This window comes from Geobacillus kaustophilus, from assembly GCF_000948285.1.
In the GTDB taxonomy this organism is placed as follows: Bacteria; Bacillota; Bacilli; order Bacillales; family Anoxybacillaceae; genus Geobacillus; species Geobacillus thermoleovorans_A.
Window position 1 is genome coordinate 2,499,269 of sequence record NZ_JYBP01000003.1, and the last position, 12,625, is coordinate 2,511,893.

The 12,625-nt window shown below is 48.0% G+C and carries 6 protein-coding genes and 4 pseudogenes; 5 read left to right on the forward strand and 5 right to left on the reverse strand.

The features are described 5' to 3' along the window. Nucleotides 1-224 precede the first annotated feature (224 nt). Both LG52_RS12845 and LG52_RS12850 read right to left on the reverse strand, forming a co-directional pair. Nucleotides 225-1,487 (reverse strand): dicarboxylate/amino acid:cation symporter, encoded by a 1,263-nt coding sequence (locus LG52_RS12845; protein ID WP_044732248.1) that lies wholly within the window; start codon nucleotides 1,485-1,487, stop codon nucleotides 225-227. 213 nt (nucleotides 1,488-1,700) lie between these two features. After that, on the reverse strand, nucleotides 1,701-2,747 hold the full coding sequence (locus tag LG52_RS12850; RefSeq protein ID WP_044732249.1) for a TRAP transporter substrate-binding protein: 1,047 nt from the start codon (nucleotides 2,745-2,747) through the stop codon (nucleotides 1,701-1,703). A 282-nt stretch (nucleotides 2,748-3,029) separates the two neighbouring features. On the opposite strand from LG52_RS12850, the gene LG52_RS12855 reads away from it, so the two are divergent. Further along, complete coding sequence (locus tag LG52_RS12855) at nucleotides 3,030-4,607, forward strand: ATP-binding protein (RefSeq protein WP_044732250.1); 1,578 nt, start codon at nucleotides 3,030-3,032, stop codon at nucleotides 4,605-4,607. Between the two features lie 38 nt (nucleotides 4,608-4,645). Continuing rightward, on the forward strand, nucleotides 4,646-5,326 hold the full coding sequence (locus LG52_RS12860; RefSeq protein WP_044732251.1) for a response regulator: 681 nt from the start codon (nucleotides 4,646-4,648) through the stop codon (nucleotides 5,324-5,326). Nucleotides 5,327-5,483: 157 nt separating this feature from the next. On the opposite strand, the pseudogene LG52_RS12865 reads toward LG52_RS12860, so the two are convergent. Both LG52_RS12865 and LG52_RS19195 read right to left on the reverse strand, forming a co-directional pair. Beyond that, nucleotides 5,484-6,299 (reverse strand): annotated as a pseudogene (locus LG52_RS12865) (RNA-guided endonuclease TnpB family protein); the annotation flags it as partial. Further along, nucleotides 6,266-6,391 (reverse strand): annotated as a pseudogene (locus LG52_RS19195) (LacI family DNA-binding transcriptional regulator); the annotation flags it as partial. The pseudogenes LG52_RS19195 and LG52_RS12865, both read right to left, overlap by 34 nt. Before the next feature lie 263 nt (nucleotides 6,392-6,654). On the opposite strand from LG52_RS19195, the gene LG52_RS12870 reads away from it, so the two are divergent. Continuing rightward, nucleotides 6,655-7,368, forward strand: a complete 714-nt coding sequence (locus LG52_RS12870) for a hypothetical protein (RefSeq protein WP_044732252.1) — start codon at nucleotides 6,655-6,657, stop codon at nucleotides 7,366-7,368. 117 nt (nucleotides 7,369-7,485) lie between these two features. On the opposite strand, the gene LG52_RS12875 is transcribed toward LG52_RS12870, so the two are convergent. Then, nucleotides 7,486-9,444 (reverse strand): PhoX family protein, encoded by a 1,959-nt coding sequence (locus tag LG52_RS12875; RefSeq protein ID WP_052524510.1) that lies wholly within the window; start codon nucleotides 9,442-9,444, stop codon nucleotides 7,486-7,488. Nucleotides 9,445-9,920: 476 nt separating this feature from the next. On the opposite strand from LG52_RS12875, the pseudogene LG52_RS19200 reads away from it, so the two are divergent. Next, a pseudogene (locus LG52_RS19200) lies at nucleotides 9,921-11,263 on the forward strand (IS1634 family transposase); the annotation flags it as partial. Between the two features lie 91 nt (nucleotides 11,264-11,354). Continuing rightward, nucleotides 11,355-12,503, forward strand: a pseudogene (gene istA, locus LG52_RS12890) (IS21 family transposase); the annotation flags it as partial. Between the last annotated feature and the right edge of the window lie 122 nt (nucleotides 12,504-12,625).

The window sequence follows — 12,625 nt, forward strand, 5'->3', positions numbered from 1 at the left end:
GAAAGAAAAGCAAAATATATGCTTGCTCTCCTTTCTCACTTCCCCATGTCCCCTCTTGTTAGGGAAAAATCAACGCAAAAGCGAGGGGAAACGCTCCCCTCGCGCTGTCATTGCATTCCTTTTCATCCATTCGGCAATTTGCAGCGTGCGGCGCCTTTTCCGACGCAGTCAGAAACATGCGAACGGAAAAGCTGTCAATTGGACTTGCAGAGCGCTCCTGCCGCTTATTTGGCCACGCTCATCGAGGCGCGCTCCACTTCAGATTCGTTCGGATGAAACTCGTTTTCCATTTTCGAAACAACCACTGTCGCTACAGCATTGCCGATAATATTCGTAATCGCCCGCGCTTCCGACATGAAGCGGTCAACCCCAAGCAACAAGGCGATCCCTTCGACCGGAATCATCGGAAATGCTGCCAACGTTGCAGCCAGCGTAATAAAGCCGGAACCGGTGACCCCTGCTGCCCCTTTCGAGGTGAGCATTAACACTCCGAGCAACGTCAGCTCTTGCCAAATGGTTAAATCAATGCCGTACGCTTGGGCGATGAAAATGGCTGCCATCGACAAGTAAATCGATGTGCCGTCGAGGTTAAACGAATACCCTGTCGGGACGACAAGACCGACAACCGATTTTGAGCACCCGTATTTTTCCAGGCGCTCCATCAACCGCGGCAGCGCTGATTCAGACGAAGACGTGCCCAAAACAAGCAACAATTCCTCTTTAATATAAGCGAGAAACTTAAAGATGTTGAATCCGTAAAACTTGGCAATCCCGCCAAGCACAACGAAAATGAAGAGCGCCATCGTAATGTAAACAGAACCCATCAATTTGCCGAGCGACACGAGCGAACCGAGGCCGAATGTGCCGATCGTGTACGCCATTGCGCCAAATGCAGCGATTGGCGACACCTTCATGACCATGTTGACAACGCCGAAGAAAATTTCCACCAACCTCTCAAACAGAGAAATCACCGGTTTGGCTTTTTCGCCAAGTGCAGCAGCCGCTAAGCCGAACAAAACGGCGAAGAAGAGCACCGGAAGCAATTGTCCGCTCGCCATCGCGGCGACAACGTTATCCGGGATAATGCTTAGCACGAAATCTACAAAACCGTGGCTCGTTTCTTCCGCCTGCTTCGTGTATTGCGAAATGTCGCCACCTTTGACCGCATCCGTATTAAACCCGACCCCTGGTTTCACAAGGTTGACGACGACAATCCCGATCGCCAACGCAAATGTCGTCACAATCTCAAAATAAATGAGCGCTTTGCCGCCGATGCGGCCGACTTTTTTCAAGTCGCCCATATTGCCGATCCCGATCACGACTGTGAAGAAAATGATCGGGGCGATCACCATTTTAATGAGCTTAATAAATCCATCCGCCAATACTTTTAACTTCGCGCCAAATTCCGGAAATAAAAATCCGACAATAATCCCTAAAATGATGCCAATGATGACTTGCACCGTCAAGTTTTTCAGCTTTCTCCGCATTTCTCCCACTCCTTTCGACATCTTGACAACGCTTTCAATATCATCATAAAGAAAAATCGGTGAAATCAAAATATTATGGTGATAATGATCGTTTTGGTCTTTTTGGTCTCAACATTGGCATGGGCGTTTTCCTCGAAACGCTCTCCTTGCAAAGGAGTTTCACACGTCTATACGTTAATAAGAAAAGGGCGTCCCGTTATTTTTCGGACACCCTCATTCGCACGATTTTTTAATTTCATTCAACAGCTTAAAACCAAACTGCCGCGCAAACTCTTCATACAGCGGCGTAAATTTTTGCTCCCATTTCTTTTTTTCCGTTTCCGATAACATGTACAGATGAACCCCGTCCCGCTGCTCAAGCTGCTGGAGCTCCCGTGCGTTTTGCTCTTTCGACTGCCGCAAATTCCAATTCGTCGCTTCCGCCATCGCTTCCGTAATTTTTTGCTGGATGTCTTTCGGCAATCTGTCCCAAAATGACTGATTCATCATGACCACGTATCCGAGATAGCCATGATTACTGATTGTAATATACGGTTGAAATTTGTAAAACCCTTTCGAGTAAATATTAGAAATCGTATTTTCCTGCCCATCAAACTTATGCTGTTCAAGCTCCTGATAAACGCGGTCAAATGAAACGGCAATCGGCTCCCCACCAAGCAAACGAAACTGCCTTTCAATCACTTCGCTCGGCATAATGCGAAAACGCAAGCCGCGAAAATCATCCGGTTCCATCAGCGGCCGGTTCGTGCCCATCATTTGCTTAAATCCGTTGCTCCAAAACGCCAACCCTTTGATCCCTTTCGCCTCGAGCATCTGAAGCAGCTCGACTCCCACCTTTCCAGTAAACACGCAACGCACATGGTCATCATCGCGGAACAAAAACGGCAAATCGAGCACTTGCCACTCAGGGATCAATTCTGTCACTTTCGAAAATGATGGCGCAATCATTTGCACGTCGCCGCGCAACAGCGCATCAAGCTCTTCCCCATCTGAATAAAGCGAGCCGTTGGGAAACACCTCCACTTTGACGCGCCCGTTTGTCTTTTTCTCAACGAGTTCGGCAAATTTTTGCGCCGCCAGCCCTTTCGGCGTATTCTCCGCTACGACATGGCTGAAATAAATAATGATTTGCTTTTTCAACCCCTTTTGCTCGTCGTCATAGATAAGCGGTTCACGGTTCAGTGAACGGCTCGCTGCCCAGCCGATCAGGCCGAGGCCAACAAACAAAAGAATTGTCCATGCTTTCCACGTTTTTCTCATTGTTCACACCATTCTTTCATCCATCATCATTGCTAACACGGTACTCCAACGGTATACTGTTTGAAGCAAAAAAGCGGCTCGAGCTCACGGACACGGATTCGGTTTGAGAGCAGCAAATGCCGCGTCTTACGCAGGCTATCAGAATATTTGTTCCCCCACCGCCATTTTACACCTTTCATTTCTTTCCATTCAAGAAGATTTGGTATAATAAAAAAAACGTTGATTCATTCTCTTCATATGGCTGACCAACGGCCATCACGACTGACAAAAAGGAGTTCCGCCATGAACCAGCTGCCGATTCGCTGGAAAATTACGATTTTAACTTTCACTATCGTCAGCTTTTCTATGTTTCTGAGTGGTGCATTTATCATCAGCGACTTTTTCCATACAAAGGAGGAGGAGCTCAGCCAGCGCGCCTTGCTAACCGCGCGCACCGTCTCCGAGTTGCCCGAAGTCAGGCGCCATATTGTTGGAAACAAACAAAGTCGGGCGCTCATCAATCCAATCGTCGAGCGGGTGCGCGTCATTCACAGCGCCGACTATATCGTCGTTCTTGATATGAACAAAGTGCGTCTCTCCCACCCGCTTCCTGCGATGATCGGCACGATCTCCCGCGGCGCTGATGAAGGGCCGGCGTTTGCCGAACATACGTACACGTCCAAAGCCCGCGGAGAAATCGGAACGGTAGTTCGCGCCTTCGTGCCAATTATGAATAGCGAACACGAACAAATTGGCGTCGTCATCGCCGCCTACCGGCTGCCGACGTTTTTTGAAGCCATTGATTCTTTAAAGGAAGAAGCTGCCGTAGCGGTCGTTTTGTCCCTGCTTGCCGGCGGAATTGGCGCATGGCTGCTCGCCTCCCATATCAAGCGGCAAATGTTTGAGCTGGAACCGCATGAGATCGCCAAGCTGCTGATCGAACGAACCGAAGCGTTTAACGCCATGCACGAAGGCGTCATCGCCATTGACAGCAATGAAAACATTACCATCTTCAACGACCGAGCCAAACAAATGCTCGGCGTCAAAGGGGATGTCATCGGCCGGCCGATCCGCTCCGTCATCCCGGACACACACCTTCCAGAAATCTTGGAAGTAAACAAGCCGATTTACAACAAAGAGCTCCAGCTTGGCAACCTAACGATTTGGAGCAACCGCATCCCGATCAAAGTCAACGGGAAAACGGTCGGCGCCATCGCCATTTTCCAAGACCGGACGGAAGTGAAACGGCTGGCCGAAGAACTGACGGGCGTAAAGGCGTTTGTCCACGCCTTGCGCGTGCAAAACCACGAATACATGAACAAGCTTCATACGATCGCCGGCCTTATTCAGCTCGGCCATATCGAAAAAGCGCTCGAGTACGTGTTCCAAGTTACAGAGGAACAAGCAGAACTGACGCAGTTTTTAAGCCGCAACATCAAGGACGAAAGCATTTCAGGGCTGCTCCTGAGCAAAATCCGCCGAGGCAAAGAGCTCGGCATTCGCGTGACAATCGATCGCCACAGCCGGCTGCACCGCTTTCCGCCGCACCTCGATCATCATGATTTCGTTGTTCTCCTTGGCAATTTAATCGAAAACGCCTTCGATGCCTTTCATGGTGTGACCGACCGAGAGAAAGAAATTTACGTCAGCATTGAACAAAATGAAGACATTTGCTCCCTCTCGGTCGAAGACAACGGCCGAGGCATCGCCCGCGAGCACATCGGCCGCATTTTTGAGGAAGGCTTTTCAACCAAAGGGGAAAACGGACGCGGCATCGGCTTATATTTGGTGAAGCAAATTGTGGAAAAAGGAAACGGACGCATCGACGTTCAATCAGAAGAAGAGAAAGGAACAATGTTTACGATTACGTTCGACATGTAACAGCCCAGACCAAGGTCGAGACGAAGGAGGAAAAATGCATGTACCGCGTGCTGCTCATTGAAGACGACCCGATGGTGCAAGAAGTGAATCGGCAAATGATTGAACAAGTCGATGGCTTCACCGTCATCGGCCTCGCTAGAAACGGTGAAGAAGGGCTCCGCCTCATTGATGAACTTCATCCCGATTTAGCAATGGTTGACATTTACATGCCGCAGCTTGACGGCCTTGAAACAGTAAAACAAATCCGCGCCCGCGGCCATGAAGTCGATATCATCGCCATCACCGCAGCGAGCGACATTGAAACGGTGCGCCGCGTTTTGCAAAACGGCGCCTTCGATTACATCGTGAAACCATTTAAATTTGAACGGCTCAAACAAGCGTTGGAAAACTATCGGGCATTCCGCCGGTCGCTTGCCGAAAAAGAATCGCTCACCCAAGTGGAACTCGATGCCCTAAGGCGGGCGACTGAACAACCAGCCGGACCGTCCTCCGAGCTTCCGAAAGGATTGAACGAGGTGACATTGGAAAAAGTGATCACCTATTTGCGCCAACACCGCTCCCCCGTTTCCGCCGAGGAAGTGGCCGAAGGGGTCGGCATCGCCCGCGTCACCGCCCGCCGCTATTTAGAGTATCTCGAAAAAAATGGGAAAGTGACGCTTGATGTCCAATACGGCAGCGTCGGCCGTCCGGTGAACCGGTATCAGCTGAAGCAAATTTGACACTCCACACGGCTAAAGCCGTGGGATTCTTGGGTCGTTCGCGTCCTCATCCATTTCTGGTCCAGACAACGCCCAAGTTCAGGGGTGTGTCATCACCCCATCCCATCGGGTTAAGATGTACCCCAATGGGCGGCGCACCTGTGACCAGTACGCTAGGTTAGGCGGCGAAGCCCGAAATCGCTTTGGCGATGTTGATCGCGCCATTCAAGTCGGCGTGGATGGTGTATCCGCATTTTTTACACGTAAAGTGCATGCCATTACGATTTTCCTTTTCCCGATGTCCACATTTACACGTTTGGCTCGTATAAGTCGGATTCACCCACTCGACCCGAATGCCCGACATTTCGGCTTTGTAGGCAATCATCGTGTGCAGTTGATGGAACGCCCATGAATGAAGACTTCGTCCCGCTTCTTTGGCCGAAGCGGCTCGTTTCCGAATCCCCGCCAAATCTTCCATCCGAATCACGCCAACACCGTTGGCAAGGGCAAAACGGACGATTTGACGGCTGATTTTATGGTTCATATCCTTCATCCAGCGGGACTCTTTATCGCCGATTTTGCGAATCATATGAAGCTTCTTCGCTTGGCCCAACGTTCGCCGCAAAGCCGCGTATCGTCGGCGTATGAAGGCGCATGGATTCCCTTTGAAGAATAAAGATTTGGTTCCGACACTAGCAACAGCGATATATCTTAGCCCTAGATCAATTCCCATTACTTTTGTTTCTTTCCGTCGTTTGACTTCAAACGTGATGGGAATGGCTACGCACCATTTCTTTTTCTTTTTATAGAGTGCAGCTGTTCCTTGTTTGGCAGTCCCGTCTATGATTCGATCAAGCCATGTTTGTTGATAGGGATGCACGACAACGGGTACGCCTATTTTTTTCTCCAATGTTGGAAAAGCAACCGTGTAGAAATCTCCTTTCTTTTCTATTTTTAAGTTTTGATTATTAAAGCAACACCATCTTTTCGTTTTTCCTCGCTCACATATGGATATCCGTTCAACACCCTCGATACAGTGGCCACCGACACTCCCGCCTCTTTCGCCAAATCGCGGATATTCGCCATGTTCCCCACTCCCCTAAAAAAGACTTGCTTTGAAACGCGTTTCATACATTATGTTGATCCTGCCATCTAGTATACATGAGGAGGGAACCACATGCTTTACTCGCTCTTCTAGCCGACGCCGTGTGGGGCGGTGCGCATATCGCCCTTCATGCCAAAGAACAGACAAAAACAAACAAGCCGAAAAAATAGGGAACCCAGTCTGTTTGTTTCCACCGTTTCAATTGGTATAATGAGTGGTATATGGAACGTAAGGAGGAATAAACATGGATCGATACTGGAAGCTGTTATTTTCTCTCGCTGTCGTCTCTGTCTTGCTGACTGGCTGCGGAACGAAAGCGCAGGAACCGGAAACGACGGCAGCGAGGGAACAACAGACAGCCGACTCAAAAGAAACGTCCGCCGATGTGCAACCGACAAACGAAAATCTTGCTTCTTCTGCCGGCCCATCTGCCGCAGCGGCGGGCGGGCAAGCACCCGCGAAAGAAGAAACCGCCGGGCAGACGCCGGCGGGTGAAGAAAAACCTGCCTCTTCGCAACCAACGACTTCTTTGTCCTACCGAGCAGGAAATCAAACAGTCACGAAAACAGCGACGCTGCAAACGAGCGACAATCAACATTTTTCCCTCTACGTTTTAGAAGGATGGACGCTTGACGCCGAGGAGCCAAACGCCGACGTCTTGCTCCATGGCGACACCTTTGCCCGCATCCGTCTGCTTTCCGAAGGGGAAACGAACTATGAACAGCTTGCTAAAGAACATGCCCAAGCCGTTGATGCCGACGCCGCCCGCCAGCAAACAGACGAACTGCCTAAACCGTTCACTGATGCGGTTTGGTACACCGCTCAAGCGGACGGCGTCACCGTTCATGTCATCGCCAGCGCCCAACCGACGCCGATGCTATTGACCGTGCACGCTCCAAGCAAGGAAGACGTGCTTGGCGCTGTCCTTGCTATGGCTGCCACATTGCAAAAGCAATGACGCACGGGATGGGTATAGAATCTATATCCGTCAACTTTGGCCATAAAAATACTTCTCATCATGCCTTATAAAAAAAGTCTGCCTCATTCAGTTATGGGGCAGACTTTCTGTTATCTCTTATTTTTTCTTTTTGCTCTGTTGAGCTTTTTGCTGTTTCTTTAATTCTTCCTGAAGTTTTTGAATGTTCGGCAACCCTTGGATATAGCCAACAGCTCCAGCTTGATTAATTCCATATGTAGCATTGATCGCTTTTTTCACATCCTCAAGTTTGACAGCTGTCGGTGCAAAATGGTCTAATTCGTCCCCCGGATGCTGGAAATTGCTCATAATGTAGCTAAATCCATTTCGGTTATCAACCGCTTGAAGTCCTGTTGCCTCTGCACCAGCGGGAACAGATAAAATGCGGGATAACTTTTTCGTATCCACATTATACGCCCATACAAAATTGTTAATATGTTGGCTACTGTCTTCTCCGATAAACAATGTGCGATAATCCTCAGAAAAGCTTAAGTTATCCGGGCCAGCAATTTTATTCACGTTCGCTTTATTGCCGTAAGCGTCAGGTTGAGCCAAATCTTCACCGACAATGAGCGCTTTCATAGAAGAAGCAACATACTCACTGTTAATCGGCTCACCAGCTGTGCTCTTTTGTCTTGGCTCTAAGCTTAACTCATAAACCGCACCAGCTTTCACTTTCGGTAATTGAATGTGATCCGTTGGGTCTTGATTGTTTTTCTCCATACCTTTGCTAATATCAGAAATCGCTACATACACTTTTTTGTCTTTCGCGTTCACCGCTAAACCTTCCATTTTATTAAACTCGCTTGTTGCCCCCAACATCGCTGCATAACGGCGCGTCTCCAAGAATGCCGCAGCTTTTTCCATACCCGGCTTCAATTTCAAATATTCTATTTTGCCATAGTTTGCACCTTGTCCTGAGTATTGCTTAACAGGAGTAAACCCTTCTTTTGGTTCATTCGACACTTCAAAAATATCGCTGAATTTAATGCCTTTATCAATGATCCGTTTAATTTCTTTATCCGTCGCATGCCCGAGTTTAATCCATTCTAAATTGCCGGCCCCGCCGTTTTCTGCACTTGTTTGTATAAACTTCGCCGCATACAATGTGCCAGCTGACAAATCACGCGGCTTATCAGCCACATACATAAACAGCATTGTATATTCGCCATCGTCTCCAAAGTAAGCGGTACGCTCATCCGGCATGACAACCATCAATTCATTAGAACGACGTCCGGTACTGTAATGTTTCACAACGCGCGTCATTCCGTCAGAACTGACAAACACTTCAGGAATAAAGCCGTAATAATAAGGGTTTGCTTTTTTCTCATCATCGAAATATAGCTTTGCAAAATCTTTTAAATGAGCTGTTGATTGACTGGGCTTATCTGATGTGTCAAATTCAAATGAACGAGCATCAGGCTCATATTCCTCTGAACCTAAGTGCGTATTCCATGGCGTTAACGAGCCGTTGCACGGCACCCATAAACCGTTTACTGTTGAAAAATCAATTTTATCAACAGTTGCAATCTTTAGCTCTCCTGTTTTCATATTTTGATATAGTTTCGTTAACGTCATCGAAGCAGGTACACGGCGCCATGCCGGATTTCCAGCATTGTCCAAGGAATCATATTCATAATGAGAAACAAGATACAAAGAACCGTCTTTCATTGGACGAAGCAAGCTGTTCGCATCAGGCGCATCAGATACATAATGAACAGGTTTTCCATCTACAGATTTGTCGGTAATTGGGTCACCATAATAATCCGTTGGTGTACCTGCTGAGAACGTCTCGCCATTGGACATTTTAAACCGATCGGTTGTTTTAAAAAGCTGCTTATATGTAAGCGGGAAGTTTTTTGTTTTTCCATCCGTATACTTTACAACAACTGAAGCTGTTGAAAACGGCTTGCTCATTTCTTCAGCGGTAGTTGGTACTCTCGAGCCGCTAAATGAGATCGATTCAATCTTTACTTCTTTTGTTGCAGCTTGAGATGGGTGCAATGCCGGAACCATCATTCCAAGAGCCAAAGCAACGACAATTCCTTTCCTTTTCATCATTTTCCTCCTTGTAATAAAATAAATATCCTACTTACATTTAACAGGATCATTGTTAAAATATTTTAATAGATTCGTAAATTAAATGTTAATTTATGTAAAAATGGTGCCATTTTCCTTTTAACAAAACTATATAAATGCAATTTAGAACTTTAACGTTTTCGTCTTTTATGGAGTAATCGGTGTTTTTCGACTGTCGGGTGACCGAACAACACCGCTTCCAGACAAATACATTTGTCTGTGAAGCAGTTGGTTGTTCGGTCCTCTGTCACGCGAAGGCGTGACGAAGGCAAGTCACAGACTTGCCTCCGACAGTCGAAAAAATAGGGGGGCTACTTTTTCGTCCGCCATAAGTTAAACCTCCCAGTTGTATTTACTCACATTTCGCACCCTCTCAACGAAAATCGGGAGGATTTTTTGCGCCCATCGTCGAATGAATCCTTGACACACAAGGAACGTAAAGGAGTTTTTCTCTCATGAACGTTCAAGTCAAAGCGGTCTATCACAATTCCTATTTGAATATCATAAGTGCCCTATTCAAGAAATGGGGCCTGCCCCCATTGATTGACCATCTCGTTCCCGCCCACCCGCAGTGCCAGACTCGAGCCAGCGATGCCGTTCAGGCCATCCTCTACAATATGTTTGACGGCCGGCAAGCCCTCGTTCACCTGGAACGATGGGCTCAGGAGATCGATCTGGAGAAACTCATCCGTTCCGGGCTCCATCCTTCCTGGTTGAATGACGATGCGCTGGCTCGTCATCTCGACCGTCTGTATGAGGACGGCATTCACAACGTCATCAGCACCTGCTTAATTCATCTTTATCGGAAAGAAGACCTTCCTCTTCGGGTGTTCCACGCCGATGCGACGGACAAGACCGTTTACGGCGCCTATGAATCGGCCTCGTTAGCGGCTCTGCAGATCACACATGGCTGCAACCGCCATCAACATTGGCAAAAACAGATCGGCTTCGGACTGGTCGGCAACGAGGACGGCATCCCGTTTTACGGCGATGTGCACGACGGCAGCCTGCCTGACAAAACGTGGAATTCTTAAGTGAGATCCCGTGTCCATGAACAGCTCAAACAAGCCAAGATCGAAGACGAATGGATTGACGTGGACGATTCCGCCGCGATGACGAAAGACACCTTGGCGCAAACGAAAGCCGCCAACGCCTTTTTGATCACGAGAGGCCTTCGTCGCTCCGGATCGTGAAACGAGCATGGGCCGAGGCCGATTCGGCCCACATCCCGTGGAGCGAACCTTTTGCCTTGGCGGAGAGAAACGGCGCCACGTATCGGGTATGGGAAACGACCTCGACCTATGAAGGCCGCCCGGTTCGGCTGATCGTCGTCGAATCGAGCGCGCTCGATCAACGGAAAGGAAAGACGCTCGAAAAAGAACGAGCCAAAGAAGCGGAGCTTCTTCGCGAGGAACAAGAGCGTTGGGAGCGCCATCCCTTCTCCTGCCGGGAAGACGCGGAACAAGCCTTGGCGTCCCTCAAGGCGTCCCTTCGCCCTCAGTTTCATCGGGTCAAGGCCGCGGTCGAAAAGATCGTGCGTCCGAAAAAACGGCGCGGACGGCCGAAAAAAGGGGCGGAACTGGACATGGAGACGGTGTACGCCCTTCGCTTGAACGTCAAATTCGACCAAGATGCGTGGGAACAGGCGAAACGGAAAGCGTCCCGGTTTGTCCTCGTCACGACCGTTCCGAAAGAATGGAAGGGTCAACCTATGGATGCCCAAGAGATCTTGAAGCTATATAAAGGGCAGATCTCGTTGGAAATGAACTTCGCTTTTTTGAAAGACCCTTTTTTCACTGTTAAAGCCGATGATAAAATCCCCAATATAGCCGGAATAAAATTCCCCACTTACAATAGAACCATAGTGTTAACGAGAGGAGCTATGGTTCATGATGACGAGAGGGGAATTTTTTTATGATCAAAGAGATGTATGAAAGGGGAATGAGTATTTCCGATATTGCGAGGGAATTGGGGATCGATCGGAAAACCGTCCGAAAATATATTCACTCCCCCAATCCCCCTTCCAAATTCAAGCGAAAACCAAGAAAAAGCAAGTTGGATCCATTTAAGCCGTATCTTCAAAAACGAATGTTAGAGGATGGGGTGTTTAATAGCGAAAAGTTGTTTTTCGAAATTCGACAACAGGGCTACACGGGAGGAAAGACGATTTTAAAGGACTATATGCAGCCTTTCCGAGAGACGGCGAAAAAGAAATACACAGTTCGCTATGAAACGCTTCCTAGCGAACAAATGCAAGTTGATTGGAAAGAAGTTGGGGAGGTTGTGATCGAAGGGAAAAAAGTCAAGTTATCGCTATTTGTGGCCACGTTAGGCTATTCGCGGATGAAATACGCGGTATTTACGACCAGCCAGGACCAGGAGCACTTAATGGAATGCCTGATTCAAAGTTTCAAGTACTTTGGAGGGATTCCAAAGAGAGTGTTATTTGACAATATGAAGACCGTTGCCGACGGCCGGGAACAAGGAGTGGTGAAATGGAATCAGCGATTTTCTGAATTTGCGAGTTACTATGGATTTATTCCAAAAGTATGCCGGCCCTACCGGGCCCAGACAAAGGGGAAAGTCGAACGAGCCATTCAGTATATTATGGATCACTTCTATGTAGGAACATCGTTTGAAAGTATCGAAGAATTGAATTTCCTTTTGCATCGCTGGCTCGATCAAGTGGCGAATCGGAAGCCAAACGCCACTACCGGCATTCCTCCGCAAGAGCGTTGGGCAGAGGAACAGTTGAAACCTCTCCCGCAGAAAGATTACGATACGAGCTATCTTTCCTATCGGAAAGTGCATTGGGATGGCAGTTTCTCCTACAAAGGGGAACAATGGCTCTTATCGGCGGAGTATGCGGGCAAAGAAATTCTGGTAAAGGAGCGATTGAATGGGGATATTCGGTTGTACTATCGAGGGGAGGAGATTTCTTACTTGAACCAACAGAAAAAAGTAATGGCATTCGCCGAAAAAATAAAAAAGGGCTCTTCACCACAAAGTGTACTTGACAAAGAAAGACGATCATGATAGAGAAAATCAAAACAGCGTTTTTCCTTTTAATACCATACGTCTCTTTGAGCAACATTGCTATCATGTTTGTCTTTAAAAGTCAAGTACATCTTTTGGTGATGAACCTAAAAAAGAAACAGAC